This window comes from Janthinobacterium sp. C22 (assembly GCF_057919405.1).
Genome location: NZ_CP193659.1, coordinates 4,406,704 through 4,429,868 on the forward strand (window position 1 = coordinate 4,406,704; position 23,165 = coordinate 4,429,868).

Below are 23,165 nucleotides of genomic sequence, written 5' to 3' on the forward strand. Positions count from 1 at the left end.
GCTACGCCTTGCGTGATCGTGTTGCTGATGCCCCCTGCACTGCGCCCTTGACGAATGCGCTGGTGCCAGGGCTGAACGTCGGCCCCATGCCCGTATTCATCACCCCAGCAGTCGCCGCCCCACCCAAGGCGCCCAAGGCAACCCCATTCCAATTGAAGCCATCCTGCGCGCCAATTGCCATGCCCACCGTCTGGCTGGCAATCGCCCCGAGGGCACCGGCAATCGCACCGGTTGCCACAGTCGCCGCCGTAGTCCCGGCACCTAACATCGCTCCTGCTACACCGGCTGCTGCTCCCATCGTCATATATGTCACGGCGACTGCCACGACTACCATGATCAGCTTGCCCATCACCCCGCAACCACCGCCGCCCTTGGACTGCTGTGGTGGAGGAGGCGGCATCGGTTCCGGCGGCAGCACCGGCATGGTGTCGCCGATGGCCTGGCCGGCGTTATACACCTTGAAGGTGCTGGCATTGTTGTGGAAGTTGCTGACCTTGTTCGGCACCGTCAGCACCTGCCCTTCGATCAGCGTGTCGCTGATCGTCAGGCCATTCGCGTCGGCCAGCAGATACCACAGGCTTTCATCACCCCAGACGGCGCGCGCAATCGAACCCAGTGTGTCGCCTTTGCGCACCGTATAGGCGCTCGCGGTGGCGCCCGGATAGGACGAATTGATCGGCTGGTAGTTCTGGTCGAAGTCAGCCGACGATACCGGCTTGGCATTACGGAAGCCGCCAGGCGTGGTCAGGCCGCGCTGCGCCAGCTCTTCCGCATACGAAATCGTCGACGGTCCTTCGCTGCTGACGTCGCCGATGGTATGGCCATTCATATAGTAGAAGCGGTGCGCCACCTCCAGGTTGCCATTGGCCTGTGTTTTGTTGCGGCGCAACACCTGGCCATACTGGTCGCTGACATAAGTCATCGTGCGGCTCGAAGCACTGCCGACCACGGCGCCCAAGCTGCCGGCTTCATACGCATTCATCCGCGTCAGATGACCATTGACGTCATACTGCAGGTCCGAGAAGCCGCTGGCCCAGCGCTTCGCTTCCGGATTGCCCGCATTGATCCCCTGGATCTGGACCTGGCTCTGCTTGGCCTCATCCCACCAGACATAGCTATACATGGTGTGCACGCCGGTATTGGTGACGCCTTCTGCATGCTGGAAGGTATGCGTGACCACACCCTGGTCCACACCCGTGTAGCTGCCATTGCCGACGTCCAGGCGGTAATCGAAATCGGTGACCGTGGTTTTCCACGTCGCCATATCGGTATAGCTCTCTTGCAAAATGCGATTGTCGTAATCGAAGGACGTGTTTTTCTGTGAAATCTTGGCGCCGTTCTTATATTCCATATAGACAGTTACCCGGCCCCGCAAATCATTTTCCCTTCGTGCACCTAGCACACCGTTGATCGTGACGTCTTCCAAATAGCCATCGCTGGTATAGCTGTAGCGCTCAACGGTGCCGTTGGCGGCCGTCGCCGTCAATCGTTGCCCAGCCAGGTCGTAACTGATCCTGGTGCCGGTGCTGCCAGTGCTGACCATGCCATTCGCCGAAACCCCCTTGGTGATCGTAAAACGGTTCATGCTGTCGTACTGGTACCAGTATTCCTGCACCGCCGGGGCACCATTGACCACCGTGTTGTAGGCACTTTTCACCTGACGCCGGTTACCGTTGGCGTCATAGCTATACGTAATGGTCGCTTCCGGATCGACGAACTTCACGACCCGGTTCAGTTCATCGTAGCTGATATCGGCCAGCTGATAGTAGGTACGCTGGCCATCTTTTTCCAGCTTCGCATACGCTTCGCGCGTGCGGTTGCCCTCCTTGTCGTATTCGAAATAGGACTCGACGTTCAGAACCCGGTCCGTGCTACGCTTCAGGTAGCCATTGGCATAGTATTCGAAGTCGATGTTCTGCCCGGCACTGGAGGTCTGGCGGATCAGGTGGGCGGCATGGTCGTAGCTGTAGATCACGTCGCGTTTCATGACATCGACATGGCCAACCAGATGGCCGAAATAGTCGTTGCTGTCGCTGGTGCTGCGCGCATCGCCTACCGTAGTGACCTTTTTCCAGCCGCCGACCACCAGACCGCCCGCTCCCAGCATGGCCGCGTCATAGGTATAGCTGTAGCGCACCTCGCGCTGCTCAAAGCTGAGTGTGCGCACCACCCTTCCTTCGGCATCGTAGTCGGTGCTTTCAGTTTGATTGTAGGCATTCGTATGGCTGATGCGGTTGCCCTGCGTATCGTAGGTGTACGTATCGACGTTCGGTATGCCGTTATTGAATCCAGGCGTACCCTCCACACGTCGCGGCCGAATCACCTCGATCAGACGCCCACCCTGGTCATAGCGGTTCTGCGTCACGCGCTGTAATTCGTCCGTCACCGTGCGCAGGTCGCCGAACACATCGTAGCCAGCCTTTTTCACGCCACCATCCGCATGGAATTCGCTGACGATGCGCCCCTCGCTGCCGTAGCCCGGCAGCAAGGTCTGGGTATTGAGGTTGCCATTCGCGTCGCGCACGCCGATCAGCTGATTGGAGGCATCGTAGTAATACAAGATCACCGGGTGGCCAGGCGCATTGGTGCCATTTTCCAATGCAATGGTGGTCATCGGCGCTTCTTTGCGCGTCAATTTACCCGCCGTGTTGTACGTCAAGGTGACCACGTTACTTCTGCCATCGGTCTCGCTGGCGATCTCGCCAAAGGCGTTATAGGCCTGCTGGCGGTGAATGGTCGCCTCACCGCTCTTCATGAACATTGTCCATTTGGTGAAACTGTAGCTGGTAGTGCGATCCGCCATGACCTCGACAACACCATCATAACTCGGCTTGCCATCCGTTACCGGCTGGCCAGCCACGTCAAGCAAGGTATAGCTGTATTCAAATTTATTGCTGCCGGACTGCGGGCGCAAGCCAGCGTCTTCTACTTTCCAGATGAACTTGTCGCCACTGCGTGGCAACACCACGCGCGTGTAGGCGCCTGTCGAGCCGAGACTGCGGTACTGCAATATCATCTGTGTTGCCGCTGGCACGGGTGGCGCGAAGGAAACGATGCTGGGCTGCGATAACAGCTTGTGCGTCGACTGTATTGGTTCTTTTCCCAACCCCACTACACCTTCTGCCGCGTTGACGCGCTGGCCGCTGGCGTCGAATGCCTCGTAACTATACTTAACCACATAACTGCTGGATAAGACATCGGGGGCCACATCGCTGGCATTCCAGATGAAGCTGTTTGCGCCATTGCGGTCCAGATTTTTACTTCGGGGAATACCATCGGGTCCTGTGTAAAACAGGCGCATACTGACTGCACTTGTTGGCTGATTGTAAAAAGTCACGCTGGCTGGCTTGGCATTGAATGCGGCCAGTGCGGAAACCTCGCCATACGGCGTAAAGGTTCCCTCGGTCCGACCTCCGCCTGGTGCGTTGACCTGCGTCCCCGTACCAGCTGGCCCTGTATACGTTTCAAACCAGTACGTGCAGGCGGGCAATCCTTCGATCGGCATTTTGAACCAGCCTGGAATACCAGGCTCCGCTTCCAACATCATCACCTGCCAAGCATCGGTTCCTTGGCCACGGTAATGGATGCGCATGGACTGCGCCTTGCCTTGTTCCGTGATATTGAGCCAAGCCGTATCGCCGGTTCCGTAAATCGAACTCACCTTGGTTTGAAATGCTTTACCTGTTCCGTAGATTGCCTGCGCTGTTTGCGCAAGCACGGAGTTTCCTTGCGTACTATTGTAAACACCAGATTCGGCATTTAATACCGTGCCATCCGCAGCCAAGGCAACGTATTGGTACTCATAACTACCCGAATCAGGCTCCCAAAAAGATACACCGCCCGCCGATGGAAAATATCCAGGCTGAAGCTGGAACCAACCGGCAATTGGCCCGCCTTGACTGTTGTGCGTTTGCTGCCCTTCATAGGTGGACCACGGCCCGTTCGAGCCAACTTGCCTGCGCATAAATACAAGCCGGCTAGTCGAAGTTGGTTGATTTCGAATATTAATCTGAACCCCAAAAGCACCTAAACCGCTACCCCGTCGTTCATAAGTGAACGGATCCAATCGAATGTGGGTAGGAGCAGACATATTAGTTGCAGCAAGCAGTATCAAGCTTGACGTGGCACCTTCTTGTACCTCTTGTAGTAGCTCAACACGGAAGTTAGAATAAAAGCCGGTAGGGAAAGGTTTAGGAGCATTCATTTCCCACCTAATTTCTGAAACATTCGGTTCAGAGATTGCATTTGGAATATCAACACCGTTAATTCGTATATGCAATTTGCCAGAGCCATTGGCTAACCCCGGAGGAATTGTAACAATAGAGCCCTCGGGAAGCTCATTAATATCGTCGCCTATACCCTTGTTAGTATGGCCTGTCCAGGCAATATTAAAGCCTACCGTTCCATACGAGCTATACCCAATACTGCCGGTCACCGTCGGCATAATCGTTGCCTTGTCGCTTGTTTCCCTGGTCGCCCCGACAGTCAAGCCTCCTGCCGTAAAGTTGACACCCAGCTCCTGCGTCAGGAACGGCTGATTCGTCACAAAATTATGCGCACTTTGCATCGTCGCCTGGTACGTATCGGTCAACTGGTTGCGCTGGTCATACTTGCTCAGGGTGACACTGATGCCGCCAGCCGCCTTGGCCGCCAGCACCACTGGATCTGTTGATTTTCCTTGTATTTCATTGATTGCCAGGATTTGCTCCAGCGTCATTGGGCGCAAATTCGCGCCTGACGACTGGATCAGGACGGTCGCATTGCCGTTCTGGTCATACTGGTACACCTTGGTCGACCCGTCGCCCGCATTCGTCTTCCAGCGCCGCCCCATGATGTCGTACTCGGCAAACTCCGCCGTACCACCATTGACACCCTTGAATACAATTTCGCCAAAGGCGTTATAGCGCACCTCGCGGCTGTCGCCCGCAAGCCAGCCTCCAGCACTGTTCACCGGGCCGGTCTGACGTCTGGTTTCGCGCCCCATCGCATCGTAGCCGATCAGGGTGCCGCTGATGCTGGCGGTGCCATCGGCTTTCTGGCCGTTCACCTGCACTTCCGTCACATTGCCGGCCGCGTCGTGGCCATAAACATAACTGCCTGCAATACCATCCGTCGATTTACCCGTCAGGATACCGGCAGCGTCATAGCTGAAGCGTGTGACGCGGTCCTCGGCGCGCTTCTTACCCAGCGCGGTCGAGGTGATGACGTTGCCGACGCCGTCATACACCGTGTCGGTGGTCGGGCGTACCCATTCCTGCTGGAAGTCCGTAAAACCAGCGCCTTCGGTCCGGGTCTGGCGGCCCAAGGCATCGTAGCGGGTATCGGTGACATCGCCGTTCGCCTCGGTTCTCTTGAGGATATTGCCCAGGCCATCATATTCGTAGGCCACTGCGGTTGTCCTGGTCTGGCTGCTCAGCCCTCCCTTCGTATCCAGGCTGAACACTTCCTGATTAAGCGTGCTCTGCGTCTTGACCCGGTTCATCCGGTCATATGTCGACACGGTGATGCGGTCCTCGGCGCTGGTGCCGCTGCTGGCCTTCAGGTCGTCGACGCTGCTTGCCGCATTCACCACCAGTTTGACCGGCTGGGCGTAACGGTACTCCTGCAGGATATTGCCGGCCGCATCGCGGGTCCATACCGTCAGGTAGTTCTTGCCATCGACTTGCGCAATCTTCGCACCAGCCGTGTTGTAGTACGACCAGGTCACCGTGCCGCGGCCGTCCTTCTCGGACACCACATTGCCCAGCGCATCGTAGGTGCGCTTGGTCTCAATCGCGACATTTTTGAAATCAAAGCTTCCCTGCTCATTGCGTTCGGCCATGGGGACGCTGAAAACCGGATCACCATTGAGCTCCTTCTGCTTGTCGCTATTGCCTACTCGCGTGCCGACCATGCGGTTGGCCTGATCGTAGTCGTAGTAGGTCTGGCGGCGCTCGGCCGCGTTGACCGGCTGCGGCGCACCATTGCCGGCAGGCGCGCTGACCGGCGTGTTGTACACCAATGCCGAGATCATGTTACCGGCGGCGTCATAGCGCCATTGCGACAGGGTACCTGCCGCGCTCAGTTCCATCTGCTTGCGGTCAGCCGCGTCGTAGTACCAGCGCGTCACCTTGTCATTACCATCCGTGTACGAGGTCTTGTTGCCGCGCTCGTCGTAGGTCCACGCCTGCTGCGGCGCGCCGCGCCGCTGCACGCCGCTGCTGTCGCGCAGCGTGATCTCGTCGCCGCGCTGGCTGACCAGGCGCCCGGCCAGGTCATAGCCGTACGTGGTGCGGCGCTGCGATGCCAAACCCTGCGCTTCGACTGAGGTAATGCGGTTGCCGAATGCATCATAGGTGTAGCTGTTGACGACCGGCTTCGACACGCCATTGGCATCGGGGGCATTGACCGGCAGCGTTTCCGTCAGCAGCGCGCCGCGGCCGTCATAGGTGTAGCGCGTGATGCCGCGCAGCTTGTTCTCATAACTGCTGCGGTTGCCCAGGGCATCATAGGTATAGCTCTCGGAAGCGCCCTCGGCATCGACAGAACGCAATAAACTGTCATTGCGGTCATATTCCAGGCGGGTAATGGCATCACCCGCCGCACTGGTGACCGTGGGCCGCGCGTCTGCCGACCACGTTCCGGTCAATACAGTTTTGTATTCCGTCACCGTTTGCGGTTTGCCCGACAAGGTATAGCTGGTGCCGACAGCATAACCGAGCGGATTGACCTGCAACACCAGCCGGTTTTGCAGGTCGTAATAGAAATACCCGGCATTGCCCTTCGGATCGATGACCTTGACGGCATTGCCAAAGACATCATAGCTGGTCCGTGTCACGGCCCAATTCGTGGCGTCCAGCGGCACCGAGGTCAGCGTCTTGCGGCCGGCCTGGTCAAACTCCTGCCGCGTCACATAGCCGCGTTCGTTGGTGATGCTGATGATATTGCCAAGGGCATCGTAGGCGTACTGGATGGTACCGGCGGCCGTGCTGCCGGCGGCGCGGGTCTGCTCCTGCAGACGTCCCGCAGCGTCGTATTTGCGGGTTTCGGCCACGTCCCTGGCGGCGTCCAGGCGCAATGCGCCCTGCACCACCGCCTCTTTCATGGCGCTGCCGCTGGCCGCCGGCACGGTCACGGCGTTGGCATAGCGGGCTACCCGGGTCACGTGGCCATTCGCGTCATACGTATTTTGCGTGACATAGCCCAGCGCATCGACGCTGTACAGCAACCGGTTGGCGCTATCGAACACGCGGTTGACGTGGCTCGCTGGCAGCGTATCGAGCGGCAGCAAGGCCAGGATGCGCGCCGTGTCGGGCACGCTGTTACGATCAAGCAACGCCGGCACCTGTGTCGCATACGCCGTGCTGCGCACCACGTTGCCCGCATTGTCATACATGCGCCGCGTCACGCCGCCCATGGCATCGACTGCATACACCTGGCGCCCCAGCGCATCATACGTAAAACTGCTGATGCGGTCCGCCGCGCTCTGCGCCACACCCGACAGCACGGCATTGTCCGCCACCGGCACCGCCAGCGCCGTCGCATACGCGATCTGGCGCGTCAGATTGCCGGCCTTGTCGTAACCATACTGCGTCACCGCACCTTGCGCATCGGCGCTGTAGGTCAGGCGGCCGGCGCCGTCGTAATTGCTGACCAGGCGCGCGTCGCGCGCCGGTTGAGAGAGCGTCGCCAGTTGCTGGGCCACGCTGGCCAGCGTCAGCGGCTGCGTGATATTGATGGCTGTGGCATACGCGATGCGCACGATGGCGTTGCCGCTGCCGTCGTAGCGCAGCTCTTGCACCGCTCCCACGCCATCAATGCTGTAGACAAGGCGGCCGGCCGCATCGAACAGCTGCTGCGTGACCACGTCGCGTCCGGCCGCGACGGCCGGCGCCGGCGTGGCGCCGCCCGCCAATGCAGCCAGGGCGGCCGCGTCGAGGCGATTCGCGTACGCCGTGCGCTTGACCGTCTTGCCATCGTACTCGGTACGTACTACTGCACCGCTGCCATCGACGCTCCAGCTCAGGCGGCCATCCTTATCATAGCGCCTGACCTGGCTCAGGTCGTGCGCCGTATCGCGCACCACCAGCGACAGGATCTGCTGCGTCGTCTCGTTGCCCGTCAGCCCGACGACTGGCTTGGCATAGCCGATGCTCTGCACCACATTGCCATTCTTGTCGTACAGCGTCTGCGTGACGCCGCCCTTGGCATCGACCACCAGGACCACGCGGTCGTTGGCGTCGTATAGGTAGCGCGTGACATTGCGATTCGGATCTTTCACCCACACGACGTTGCCCTTGGCATCGTAGCCCGTCAGCGTGCTCAGGTTCAGGCCCGCCGGATCGACATGCTGCTCCGTGCGCCGGCCCAGCTTGTCGTAGATATAGCTGGTGACCATGCCACCAGGACTGGTCACGCCCAGGACGCGCCCGGCATCATCGTATGCATATTGCGTCGTCAGGCGCAGGCCCTGTGGATCAGCAATTTGCTTGAACACTTTGCCGTTCAGGTCAAACTCGGTCTGCGTCACGGCGCCGGCAGGATCGGTGATCTGGATCTGCTGGCCCTTGGCATCGTACTGGTAGCTGGTACGCAGGTTCAAACCGTCTGGATCGACACGGCGCGTCAGGAGACGATTGGCCGCGTCGTACTCATAGCGCACTTTGCGTCCACCCGCATCCACACTTTCCGTCAGGCGGCCAGCGGCATCATAGCTATTCGTGCTATTGAGATTCAGGCTCCCTCGGCGGCCCTGGACGCATCCAGGTTGCCGTCCAGATCATAGTGATAGGTACTCGTTACACCTTGCGCATCGCGCAGCGCAATCTTGCGGCCCTGCGCATCCAAGCTGCTGACCGTCACCAGGCCCTCGGGCGTGGTCACCGTCACGGCGCGGTTAAATGCCGTATAGCTGTAGCGCGTCACTTGCCCCAGCCGGTCCGTCTGGGTCAGCACATTGCCGTAGGCATCGTAGCTGGTCAGTGTCGCCTGCTGCAGGCCATCGCGCGCCAATACCAGGCGACCATTGCGGTCATAGTCATAGCCGTGCGTGACCTGATTTGCGTCCACGCTTGCCGCCAGGCGGCCAAACGCGTCGTAGCGCGAGATGCTGGTCTGGTTCAGGCCGCCACGGTCGCGCACCTCGCCCGTCACTTGCCCGCGCCGGTCGTAACTGGTCTCGATCAGCAGCGCCACGCCGGTGGCGATCGGCGTCAACCGGCTGACCTGTTCGCCGAACGCATTGACGCCATACGTCGTCACCTTGCCCAGCGCATCGCCCGACGAGGCCAGCGCGCCGCTGGCAAAATAACTGTAGGAAGTGCGGCTATCTTTGGCGACATTGGCGATCGCCAGCACCGCATTCTTAAAGCCAGACGTTGCCATCCCGCCCTGCAAATTTGCCAGGGTGGCCGCATCGAGGCGCGTGCCGTAGGCAATGCTGGCCACCGTTTCGCCCAGCACGTTGTACACCGTTTCGCGTACTTCGCCCAAGGCATTGACGGCATGTGTCAGGCGCGCATCGGCGTCATACAGATACAGCGTCTTATTGCCGTTGGCATCGGTCTGCGCGGTGCGCAGCCCTGCCTTGTCGTAGGTATAACGCACGCCATATGCCTGCCAGACGGCCTCGACCTGGGCCGCGGACGGATTGCTGCCCAGGGCCGCCAAGGCCGCACTGCCCTTGCCCGCCAGTTGGCCGGTGAGGCGGCCCTGCAGGTCGTAACGGCTGGCCGCGCCGACGCCAGCACGGGTTTGACCGATGACATTGCCAACGTTGTCATAGGACAGCGTCGCAGTTTCTGTTGCGCCACCATCGAGGTAGCGCACGCTGGACGACAGGCGCCCATTGGCGTCATAGCTGAAACTTTCGCGCTGCAAGGCGCCAGGCTGCGTCAGCTGTCCAGCGACCATGCGGGCTCCCTGGCGCGTTTCCGCCAGGCGTGCAGCCGCGTCATACGTATAACTGGTGACATAACCTTCGCCATCAATGCGGGTATCAACCAGGCCACGGCCGTTGTAGCTCGTGGAGGTCACGATATCCTGCGCATGCGCCGCAGGCGTGGCCTGGGCCAGCGAACCATTCGCCAGCGCCGCCGCCGACACCTGGTTGGCATAGCGCAGCGTGCTCACCTGGCGCCCCGCACTGTCGTAGCGGTACTCCGTCATATAGCGTTCGCCATCGACCTCATAACGCAGCAGTCCATCCGCATCGTACTTGCGCCACGTAATACGGTCGTCGGCGGCAGCAGCCACCACGGCATTGCCTGTGACCGGATTGGCCGAAAACGCCGCCATGTTCAGCGGCGTGCTGCGGGCAATGGTCTGGACCAGCTTGGAGACGCCGTCGTACACATATTCGGTCACCGCACCGGCAGCGCCCACTGTCTTGACCAGCCGCCCGGCAGCGTCATACAGACGCCACTCGCCTTGATCCTTGGCACTGGCAGGCGGTAATACCCCTGCTTGTGCCAAGGTTGCCGCCAGCGGACTGCCATCGGCAGCCACCAGGCGCGCCAGGTTCGCGCCGCTCACCGCCTGCGCGTAACGCAACGTGCGGATCAGCCGGTGGTTTACGTCGTACAGGTACTGCGTCAGGGTGCCGCCAGCCGTGATGTCCGCTGCCTTGCGCCCTGCCTCGTCGTACAGCACATAGCTTCGCTGTCCCGTCGGCCCCGTCGTCATGCGCAGACGCCCATCGGCGTCGTAGGCATAACTGGTACGGCCCAGCTCTTCTCCAGCCAGGCCTGTCTGGATCACGTCTGTCAGTTCGCCCGCCTTGTTATACACCGAGGTGGTCGTCAAGCCATTGGCCAGTCTGACCGCCATGCGGCCGCCGGCCGCATCGTAGCTGTTGAGCGTGACATGGCCCAGTGGATCGGTCACCGACAGCAGACGGCCCAAACCGTCATACGTGTAACTGGTGACGGCACCGGCTGTATCAATGCTTTGCAGCAATTGGCCAGCCTGGTCGTACACATAGCGCTGCACCGTCTGCGTGGCGGCAATGCCCACGCCAGCAGCATCGACTGCGCCAGACGACAGCGTGCGGGCCAGCAGGCCGCGCGCATCGTATTCGTAATCGAGGCGCACCGTCTGCGATTTTTTCGGATAGTTCACCACCTGTGCGGCGATCTCCGCCTCGCTTGGGGCCACTGTCGACGCCAGTGCGCTATTGTCGAACAGATCCGCTGCGTATTGCACGCTAGCGATGCGCTCACCCTTGGCGTTATAGCGGTACTCGATCGTCCGTCCCACCGCGCTGATCTGGAAGCGCAGGTGGCCCGCAGCATCATAGACATAGCGCACCGTCTGCGCCCGGCCCGGCTGGCCAGGGCCGGTACCGTCCGGGTCGGCAATCTGGTACGTCGTTTCCGTCAATAGGAGGTTACGCACCGGATCATACGTGCGCGTAATCGTATTGCCCAGCGCGTCTCGCTGCAGGACCTGGTTGCCATTGGCGTCGTATTGCATCTCGATCACATTGCCGCGCGCGTCCACGCTGCGTATCAAATTGCCCTGCGTATCATACACGTACATGGTCTGCTGGCCCGCCGGCGTGGTCACGCCAGTCAGCTGGCCTTGCGCATCGTAGGCATACACGCTGACGGCACCCAGTGCATCGGTCACGCGCGTGGTGTTGACGGCAAGATCGTAGGCCAGCTGCGTGCGCCGACCCAGGCCATCGGTTACCGAGGCCACGCGCCACTCGCTGCCATATTGCTGGTACGTGAAGGACAACACCGTACCATCAGCCTGCGTCACGCTGGCGATGCGTTCACTGTTGCCATCGTAAGTATACCGAATCACAGCCACCTTGCCGTCAGCGATGCTGTTGTCCTCCGGCGTCAGATCCGTGGTGACCGAGGTCAGGCGGTGCTGCGCGTCATAGCCATAGCGCACCCGCGTCAGCACGGTCCCCGAGGCCAGCACGTCGCGCACCTGCGTCAGATCACCATTGCTGTAGTTGAACCAGGTCGCATCGCCGCTGGCGGTGACCACGCGCGACAGCAAGCCGCTGCCCGCATCATAGAAATAACTGAGCTGATTATTGCTGGTATCCGCGGACAGGATGATGCGGCCTTGCTGCGTCGCGTCATACACTTCGCGCATCTGGCCATCGCTCGCGGTCCAGGTCCAGCGCTGCGCCACCGCGTCATATGCCAGGGTGCGGTAGGCGCCGGCGCCATCGGTCGAAACATACATGCTACGTGCGCTGTCATATGTATATGCAGCCTGACTGCCATCAGCGGCCGTGCGCAGTACCGTGCTGCCAGCGCCGTTGACCACACCGATGATCCGGCCAACGGACTGGCTGACGCCAAAGGTCCAGTGCCGCGCCTGGCCGCCCTGCGCATTGTAGGCCCGGCCCAGGGCCAAGTCGATGCCGCGCGCGGCGATCACATCGTCGCGCTGGCGGAGCACCACATTGCCGTTCGACAGGTTCAGATAGCTGTCGCTGCTGTTGCCGCTGGTATCCACATATGGCGTACGGTTACCGTTTTGGTCATAGCCCCAGCGCTGCAGCGGCAAGGTCATGTGCCAGCCGCGGTCCTCGCGTACCGTCGGCACTGGCAAGCCATTGGCGAAATTGGTGACGATGTCCAGCGCCGGTGCTGGCTTGAGCGCGGCGATCACCGCCTGCAGCGCGGGCCGGTCGCCGACGCTGATGGCGGATGCATATTGGATGGTTTGTTCTACTTGACCGCTGGCATCATAGATATAACGCAGCACCTTGCCCGCCCCATCGATGACAAATGCGCGCTGATTATTGTCGCCATACACATAACGCTCGTTGATCGAACTCGTCACCAGCTTGATCAGCCGGCTAGCCTGATCGTAGCCATAGAGCGTGGTTTCGCCGTTGACGGTTCTCGACACCGTCGTGCCGCCATCGGCCTCATAGCTGGTCAGCGCGACATTGCCTTGCGCATCGGTGTGCGACACTCGCCGACCCAGTCCATCGTGGACACTACGCGTGCCATTACCGGAATAAATACTTTGCTGCAGTTTTCCAGCCTGGTCGTAAACGTAATCATAGGTCCACTGCGTCACCAGGCCAACGGCCGTGATTAACTGCGTCAGTTTGCCGGCGGCATCATAGGTGTAGGTATTGATCACCGGATGCGATACGCCCGCAGCATCTTGCCCAGTCGCCGACGACGTTTCGCGGATCAACAAGTCTCGATCATCATAGTCGCGCATGATCGACACGCCGTCCGGGTCGGTCGATCTGATCAGGCGGCCAGTCTTGTCGTATTCATAGGTACTTGTCTTGCCGTTGAACTGCTGCGACTCCGTCCTGCTGCCGTCCGCGGCATAAGTGACCAGCCTTACATTACCTTGTGCATCAGTTTGTGACGCAAGCCGGCCCAGTTCATCATAGATAGTGCGCGTACCATTCGCAGTGTAAATTCGTTGCTGCAACTTCCCATCCTGGTCGTACAGGAAGTCGTTGCTTTCCTGTGTCACCAGACCAACAGCCCTGATGTGCTGCGTTATCTTGCCGGCAGCATCATAAGTATACGTATTGATCACCGGATGCGATACGCCCGATGCATCTTTCCCGGTCGCCGACGACGCCTCGCGGATCAGCAAGCCGCGGTCATCATAGTCGCGCATGATCGACACGCCCTCCGGGTTGGTCGATCGGATCAGGTGGCCCGTCTTATCGTACTCATAGGTACTTGTCTTGCCGTTGAGCTGCTGCGACTCGATCTTGCTGCCATCCGCAGCGTAGGTGACCTGCGTGAGCTTACCGTCCAGGTCCCTCGATCGCATCAGGCGGCCAGCATTATCGTATTCATAGGTGGCCGTCTTGCCGTTGAACTGCTGCGACTCGATCTTGCTGCCATCCGCAGCGTAGGTGACCTGCGTGAGCTTACCTTGTGCATCAGTTTGTGACGCAAGCCGGCCCAGTTCATCATAGATAGTGCGCGTACCATTCGCAGTGTAAATTCGTTGCTGCAACTTCCCATCCTGGTCGTACAGGAAGTCGTTGCTTTCCTGTGTCACCAGACCAACAGCCCTGATGTGCTGCGTTATCTTGCCGGCAGCATCATAAGTATACGTATTGATCACCGGATGCGATACGCCCGATGCATCTTTCCCGGTCGCCGACGACGTCTCGCGGATCAGCAAGCCGCGGTCATCATAGTCGCGCATGATCGACACGCCCTCCGGGTTGGTCGATCGGATCAGGTGGCCCGTCTTATCGTACTCATAGGTACTTGTCTTGCCGTTGAGCTGCTGCGACTCGATCTTGCTGCCATCCGCAGCGTAGGTGACCTGCGTGAGCTTACCGTCCAGGTCCCTCGATCGCATCAGGCGGCCAGCATTATCGTATTCATAGGTGGCCGTCTTGCCGTTGAACTGCTGCGACTCGATCTTGCTGCCATCCGCAGCGTAGGTGACCTGCGTGAGCTTACCTTGTGCATCAGTTTGTGACGCAAGCCGGCCCAGTTCATCATAGATAGTGCGCGTACCATTCGCAGTGTAAATTCGTTGCTGCAACTTTCCATCCTGGTCGTACAGGAAGTCGTTGCTTTCCTGTGTCACCAGACCAACAGCCCTGATCTGCTGCGTTATCTTGCCGGCAGCATCATAAGTATACGTATTGATCACCGGATGCGATACGCCCGATGCATCTTTCCCGGTCGCCGACGACGTCTCGCGGATCAGCAAGCCGCGGTCATCATAGTCGCGCATGATCGACACGCCCTCCGGGTTGGTCGATCGGATCAGGTGGCCCGTCTTATCGTACTCATAGGTACTTGTCTTGCCGTTGAGCTGCTGCGACTCGATCTTGCTACCGTCCGCGGCATAGGTGACCTGCGTGAGCTTACCGTCTAGGTCCCCCGATCGCATTAGGCGGCCGGCCTTATCGTATTCATAGGTGGCCGTCTTGCCGTTGAACTGCTGCGACTCCGTCCTGCTGCCGTCCGCGGCATAGGTGACCTGCGTGAGCTTACCGTCCAGGTCCCTCGATCGCATTAGGCGGCCAGCATTATCGTATTCATAGGTGGCCGTCTTGCCGTTGAACTGCTGCGACTCCGTCCTGCTGCCGTCCGCGGCATAGGTGATCAGCCTTACATTACCTTGTGCATCGGTTTGTGACGCAAGCCGGCCCAGTTCATCATAGATAGTGCGCGCACCATTCGCAGTGTAAATTCGTTGCTGCAACTTTCCATCCTGGTCGTACAGGTAGTCGTTGCTTTCCTGTGTCACCAGACCAACAGCCCTGATCTGCTGCGTTATCTTGCCGGCAGCATCATAAGTATACGTATTGATCACCGGATGCGATACGCCCGATGCATCTTTCCCGGTCGCCGACGACGTCTCGCGGATCAGCAAGCCGCGGTCATCATAGTCGCGCATGATCGACACGCCCTCCGGGTTGGTCGATCGGATCAGGTGGCCCGTCTTATCGTACTCATAGGTACTTGTCTTGCCGTTGAGCTGCTGCGACTCGATCTTGCTACCGTCCGCGGCATAGGTGACCTGCGTGAGCTTACCGTCTAGGTCCCCCGATCGCATTAGGCGGCCGGCCTTATCGTATTCATAGGTGGCCGTCTTGCCGTTGAACTGCTGCGACTCCGTCCTGCTGCCGTCCGCGGCATAGGTGACCTGCGTGAGCTTACCGTCCAGGTCCCTCGATCGCATTAGGCGGCCAGCATTATCGTATTCATAGGTGGCCGTCTTGCCGTTGAACTGCTGCGACTCCGTCCTGCTGCCGTCCGCGGCATAGGTGATCAGCCTTACATTACCTTGTGCATCGGTTTGTGACGCAAGCCGGCCCAGTTCATCATAGATAGTGCGCGCACCATTCGCAGTGTAAATTCGTTGCTGCAACTTTCCATCCTGGTCGTACAGGTAGTCGTTGCTTTCCTGCGTCACCAAACCAACAGCCGTAATCTGCTGCTTTATCTTGCCGGCAGCATCGTAAGTATACGTATTGATCACCGGATGCGATACGCCCGATGAATCCTTCCCGGTCGCCGATGACGTCTCGCGGACCAGCAAGCCGCGGTCATCATAGTCGCGCATGATTGACACGCCGTCCGGGTCGGTCGATCGCATCAGGCGGCCAGTTCTATCGTACTCATAGATGGTGGACTTGCCATTGATCTGCCGCGCCTCGGTCCTGCCGCCATCTGCAGCGTAGGTAGTCAGTATTATATTGCCTACTGCATCAGTAGACGACACTGCGCGGCCCAAATGATCGTGAACTACACGCAGTCCATTGCCGACATAAGTGCGTTGCTGCAGTTTTCCGGCTTCGTCGTACACATAATCGTTAACTCCCTGCATCACCAGGCCAACATCCGTGATCAACTGCGTCAGCTTGCCGGCGGCATCGTAGGTGTACGTATTAATCACCGGATGCGATACGCCTGCTGCATCTTGCCCAGTCGCCGACGACGTTTCGCGGATCAACAAGCCTCGATCATCATAGTCGCGCATGATCGACACGCCATTCGGGTCGGTCGATCGGATCAGGCGGCCAGTCTTGTCGTACTCATATGTGATCGTCTCGCCCTTTATCTGCAAGGACACCCGCTTTCCGCCATCCGCGGCATAGGTAGTCAGTGTCACAATACCCTGTGCGTCAATCATCGAAAGCGGACGACCCTGTCCGTCATAGATGCTGCGCGTATCTTTACCGGCATACGTACGCTGCTGCAGATTGCCAGCCTGATCGTACACATACTCATTAATTTCCTGCGTCACCAGACCAACGGCCAGAATCGACTGCTTCAATCTACCTGCATCGTCGTAGCTATATGTATTGATCACCGGATGCGATACGCCCGCTGCATCTTGCCCGGTCGACGACGACGTCTCGCGGATCAACAAGCCACGCTCATCATACTCAACCGTTTGTACCACGCCATCTGGACTGGTCGAGCGCAGCAAATGGCCCGTTTTATCGTATTCATAGAAGGACGTCTTGCCATTGATCTGCCGAAACTCCGTTCTGAAGCCGTCCGCACCAAAAGTGGTCAGCATCACATTACCCTGCGCATCCGTATGCGACACAAGCCGGTTCAGCTCATCGAAGACGCTGCGCATACCATTGACGGAATAAGTGCGTTGCTGCAGCGTTCCATCCTTACCATACACATAGTCGTTGCTTTCCTGCGCTACCAGGCCCAGTGCCAGAATCTGCTGCGTGATCCTGCCTGCCTCGTCGTAGCTATGCGTATTAATCACCGGATGCAATGCGCCCGACGCATCCTTTCCGGTTGCCGACGACGTCTCACGAATCAACAAGCCGCGCGCATCATACTCGTACGTTTTCACCACGCCGTCCAATGCGGCCGAGCGCAGCAAGTGGCCCGTTTTATCGTACTCATAGGTGGTCGTCTGGCCATTGACCTGCCGCGACTCCGTCCTGCTGCCGTCCTCCGCATACGTGGTCAGCATCACGTTGCCTTGCGCATCGGTATGCGACACTGACCGGCCCAGTTCATCAAAGACACTGCGCGTACCATTCGCGGCATACGTTCGTTGCCGCAGCTTTCCAGCCTGGTCGTATACGTAGTCATTGGTTTCCTGCGTCACTAGGCCAACGGCCGTGATCAACTGCGTCAGTTTGCCGGCAGCATCGTAGGTGTACGTATTGATCACCGGATGCGATATTCCCGCTGCATCTTGCCCGGCCGCAGACGACGTCTCGCGGATCAGCAAGCCGCGTGCATTATATTCATACGACTTCACTACACCATCCGATGCGGCCAAGCGCAGCAAGTGGCCCGTTTTATCGTACTCATAGATGGTCGTCTTGCCATTGACCTGCCGCGACTCCGTCCTGCTACCGTCCTCCGCATAAGTGGTCAGCATCACGTTGCCTTGCGCATCGGTATGCGACACAGGCCGATCCAGCCCATCAAAGATGGCGCGCGTACCATTCGCAGCGTAAATGCGTTGCTGTAGCTTTCCAGCCTCGTCGTACACGTAGTCATTGCTTTCTTGCGCTAGCAGGCCCAGCGCCAGAATCTGCTGCGTCATCTTGCCAGCAACATCATAGCTGTAGGTATTGACAATTTGACGTAACGTACCAGCGGCGTCCTTGCCTGTCCCCGGGAGGGTCTGGCGAGTTATCCGGTCGTGTGCATCATATTCAGTAACGGTGGTTTTGCCATCAACCTGCCACGACTCAGTCTTGCTACCATCGGTCGTGTAGGTGACAAGTGACACATTGCCTTGTGCATCCGTATGCGATACCCGACGGCCCAGCCCATCGAAGACACTACGCGTACCATTACCTGCATAAGTGCGTTGCTGCAGTTTTCCAGCCTGGTCGTATACATAATCGTTGCTCTCCTGTGTGACTAGGCCAAGCCCCAAAATCTGCTGCGTCATCCTGCCAGCGGCGTCGTAGCTATACGTATTGATCACCGGATGCAATACGCCCGCTGCATCCTTTCCGGTTTCCGACGACGTTTCGCGAATCATCAAGCCGCGCGCGTCATACTCGTACGTTTTCACCACGCCCTCCGGGTCGACCAATCGCGTCAAGCGGTCAGCTTTATCGTACTCATAGGTGCTAGAGTGGCCATGAATCTCCCGCGCCTCTGTACGGCTGCCGTCCGCCGCGTAGGTGGCCAGTATGACATTGCCTTGCGCATCGGTATGCGATACACGCCGGTCCAGTCCATCGAAAATATCGCGCCGTCCATTACCAACATAAGTGCGTTGCTGGAGTTTTCCATCCTGGCCGTACACATAATCGTTGCTCTCCTGTGTGACCAGGCCAACGGCTTCAATCTTCTGCGTCAATCTGCCGGCAGTATCATAGCTGTACGTATTAACTACCCGATGCAATGCGCCAGACGCATCCGCCCCGGTTTCCAGCAATGTCTCGCGGATCAGCAAGCCGCGCGCATCATACACGCGCAGTGCCGATGTATCGTCCGGAATTGCCGGCTGAACCAGCTGACCGGATTGATCGTATTCATAGATAGTCGTCTTGCCGTCGACCTGTTTTGACACGATCTTGCCACCATCTACCCCATAGCTGGTCAGCGTGACATTGCCCTGGGCATCGGTCTCAGAAACTGGCCGGTCCACTCCATCGTAGATAGTCCGGCTACCATGCAATGTATAAATGCGATGCTGTAACTTGCCTGCTTCGTCATAGGCATAATCAGTACGCTCTTGCGCGACCAGGCCAAGGGCCAGCACCTTTTGCGTCATCCTGCCGGCGGCGTCGTAGCTATACGTATTGACCACCGGATGCAATGCGCCAGACGCATCTACCCCGGTCTTCGGCAGAGTTTCGCGCAGCAACCGCCCGCGCGCATCGTATTCGGACAGCGTGATCTCTCCGCTGACTTCCTTCGATATCGTCTTGCCGCCATCGGCCGCATAGGTGGTCAGCGTCACAACACCTTGTACATCAGTCAACGCCACGACACGCCCCAGTGCATCCGTGACGACGCGGGTACTGCTGCTGACAAAAGTCTGCAGCGTTACTTTTCCAGCCAGGTCATACTCATACTCCCGGCTCTCTTGTGCCTTCAGGCCCACTGACGTAATCTGTTGCGTCAGCCTGCCCGCAAAGTCATAGGTCAGCCGGTTGACAACGGGACGCAGGACGCCAGTGGCATCGAGTCCGGTACGCGGGTAGGTCATGCTAAATTGCAAGCCCCGAGCATCATACGTCGCGTCGGTGAACCGCCCCAAGGAATCAATCATCCGTACGCGGTCGCCAAACCCGTCGTACTCGTATTTCCTGGTGGAGATATTGCCGCTAAACATTTCCACCAGGCGACCAGCACGGTCATAAGCGGTTCTGCTTGTCACCGCGTTGCCTGTCGCAACGAACTCAGGTAATGCACCGACTGTTGCCGACGATAAAAGGGTAACGGCGATTTGATTTCTCACCACCTGTGTTTGATTGCCGGTATATGTAATACCAGTCGCACTTCCCTGCGCACTTACCTCAAGTACAAGCCGCTGCTGCTGATCAAAATAGTTATACCTAGACTTGCCTGCGCCATCGGTTACTTTCACGACATTGCCGAACGCATCGTAAGTATTCGTCTCCACGGTATCGATAGCAGAATCCGGCTGCAATGCGGCCTCGATCTGCGCCACCGTCCACGTCGTCGCTGAATTGAATGCACGTAATGGCAAAGCATAGCGCACCGACTGAATCACGTGGGCATCGGCATCTTTGGCAAGACGCGTTACGTAGCCCATCACGTCTATGCTGTATGACAATCTTTTTCCTGAGTCAACGACAGTCATGCTGACAATGTCACGCAGGGGATCCGGACGCAATTGAGATGCGACCTGGGCCAGCTCATAGATGGTGCTGCGATTGACGAGCGATGCCAGCTGGTTTGCGTAGAGCGCACTGCGTACCACATTCCCTGCGCCATCGTACCAATACTGGGTAACCGTACCGACCACATCGATCGCATACACTTTTTGACCGGCATCGTTATATACAAAGCTGCGTATCCTGTCACCTGCCCCTGCCGTCACAGCTAACAGATCGCCAGGGTTCCATGCCGAGCCTACCAAAGGCCTGGCATACGCAATCTGCTTTGCCAGATTTCCCCATTGGTCATACAGATACTGCGTCACGAAGCCATCCACGTCGGCAGTGTAAGCAAGGTGACCCGCCGCGTCATAACGATTGACCGTTCGGATATCGGCTGCCGCATCTTGCCGTGCCTGCAACTGCTGCGCTACTTCAGCCAAGGACAGCGGCTGGCCAAGGTCCACCGGATGGGCGTACACAGTGCGCACTAGGACATTGCCACGCTCATCGTAGCGTTGTTCTATCACTTTGCCACCAGCATCGATGCTGTAGATCACGTTCCCTGCATCGTCCAGCAGCTGATAACTCACAACGTCGCGCAAGGCATCGGCTTGGGGCGAAGGCAGCGAATCAGGCAACGCCACCAATGCCCCCAGCGCATCGGACGTCAGACGATTCGCATAAGCCGTCTGCTTGACAAGATTGCCGTCATATTGGATCTGAATCACCGCGCCAGCTTCATCTATGCGCCAAACAACACGGCCACTTTGGTCGTGAATCACTGGCCTATGCTGGGATGGGCTACTCGCCTGCTGTAAACGGCCGTCTGCATCATAGGAATAGTCAATTTGATCCAGTTCCTGGCCTGCTGCGTTACTGCGCATGACAGATAACGCGGCTCCCGTACGGTCGTACACCGAGGTCGTTAGTGCCGCGCTCGTCGAGCCCGCCACAACTTGCCGCCCGTCCGCATCGTAACTCGTCAAGGTAACGTTTCCTTGCGGGTCCATGCTCGAGAGCAGACGCCCATTGACATCGTAGGTGTAACGGGTGACCTGGCCAGTGCCGTCCATGCTTTGCAGCATGCGGCCACTTTGGTCATACACATAGCGCTGCTGCGTCTGCGTGGAGGGAACACCCAACCCGGCAGCATCAACCGCGCCATAACTTGTGGCGCGAATCAGCAGGCCCCGCACATCGTATGCATACTCCTCGCGCAGTGTGGCCGATTTGTCCGCAATGCCGTCTACCCAGGCGGCCAGCTGCGCCTCGCCCGGCACCGCCGTTGCAGAAAGTGTGCCGATGTCGTAGCCATTGCCCGCATACTGAATGCTGACGGCACGTTCGCCATTGGCGTTATAACGGTACTCCGCCACCCGCCCTTGTGGGGATATCTGGAAGCGCAGGCGCCCTACCGCGTCATAGACATAGTGCACAGTCTGCGCTTGGTCTGGTACGGCGCCATTTGGATCGGCAATCTGGGACGTCGTTTCCGTCAGCAACAGGTTGCGCACCGGGTCATAGGTCCGCGTGATGGTGTTGCCCAGCGCATCGCGCTGCAGAATCTGGTTCCCATTGGCGTCGTATTGCATTTCCAATGTGTTGCCGCGCGCGTCCGCGCTACGGATTACATTGCCCTGCTCGTCATAGACATAGGTATGCTGCGCAGCCGGTGTGGTCACGCCAGTGAGCTGGCCTTGCGCATCGTAGGCATACACGCTGACGGTACCGAGCGCATCGGTCACGCGTGTGGCATTATTGGCAAGGTCGTATGCCAGCTGCGTGCGCTGGCCCTGGCCGTCGGTCACCGAGGTCACGCGCCAGTCATTGCCGTACTGCTGATAGGTGAACGCCAGCGCCGTGCCATCGGTCTGCGTCACGCTGGCGATGCGTTCGCTGTCGCCGTCATAAGCATACATGGTGACCGTGGCATCGCCATCCGCAATGCTATTATCGTCCGGCGTCAGGTCGGTGCTCACCGAGGTCAGGCGATGCTGCGCATCATAGCCATAGCGCACCCGCGTCAGTGTTTCTCCACTCGCCAGCACATCGCGCACCTGCGTCAGATCGCCGCTGCTGTACTCGAACCAGCTCGTATCGCCGCTGGCCGTCACTACGCGCGCGAGCAATCCGCTATCTGCATCGTAGAAATAACTGAGCTGGTGACTGTTCTCGTCCGCAGACGATAGGATGCGGCCGTGCTGGGCGGCGTCGTACACTTCGCGCACCTTGCCATCGCCTGCGCTCCAGGTCCAGCGCTGCGCTGCTGCGTCATACTCCAGGGTATGGAAGGCGCCGGCGCCATCGGTCGACACATACACGCCACGCGCCTCGTCATAGCGATACAGTGCTTCGCTGCCATCTCCGGCAATACGTACCACTGTGCTGCCAGTGCCGTTGATCACACCCGTGACAGCGCTGATTTCGCGGCTCAGGCCAAATTTCCAGTGCTGGCCCATCGCTCCTTGAGCGTTATACGTGCGTGTCAAGGATAAATCGACACCGCGCGACGCGATAAAGTCATCCCGCTGTTGCATGACAATGTTGCCATTGGAAACATTCAGGTAGCCATTTTCCTGGCTCTTGCCGATACCGGCGGTACCAAACGCGCCTTGCTGCCCCAGCGTCGCCGACGAACCGCCCAACAAACCCAGAGTGTTACCGCTGACAATCGCTACCATCTGTTTCCCCTGTCGTTATGCCCGTCGCATGACGAGCACAATATTGATGTTTGGGGGGATTGTCCGAAGAGGAGCGACGACAAATCTGCCATCTGCCACTAGGCATACAACCTATTCGAGAGCAATCCACCGCTCTTGAACAAGGTATCCAGATAATTCAGCAATTGTTTAGGTGATTTTTGAATTATTTAAGGACTCAATCAATGTAAGGTAGAAAAATCAGAGCTTAAACA

Annotated in this window: 2 protein-coding genes; both read right to left on the reverse strand. The window is 58.7% G+C overall.

The features are described 5' to 3' along the window. Position 1: 1 nt before the first annotated feature. The gene (locus ACRHIG_RS20660; RefSeq protein WP_489630850.1) at positions 2-8,716 is read right to left on the reverse strand and encodes a LysM peptidoglycan-binding domain-containing protein; all 8,715 of its coding nucleotides are present in this window, start codon (positions 8,714-8,716) and stop codon (positions 2-4) included. Beyond that, on the reverse strand, positions 8,713-22,932 hold the full coding sequence (locus ACRHIG_RS20665; RefSeq protein ID WP_489627726.1) for a hypothetical protein: 14,220 nt from the start codon (positions 22,930-22,932) through the stop codon (positions 8,713-8,715). The genes ACRHIG_RS20660 and ACRHIG_RS20665 overlap by 4 nt, the downstream gene beginning before the upstream one ends. Positions 22,933-23,165: the final 233 nt, after the last annotated feature.

Coding starts and splice junctions, on each gene's coding strand:
- ACRHIG_RS20665 (WP_489627726.1), bottom strand. CDS start 22,932: ATGGTAGCGATTGTCAGCGGTAACACTCTGGGTTTGTTGGGCGGTTCG.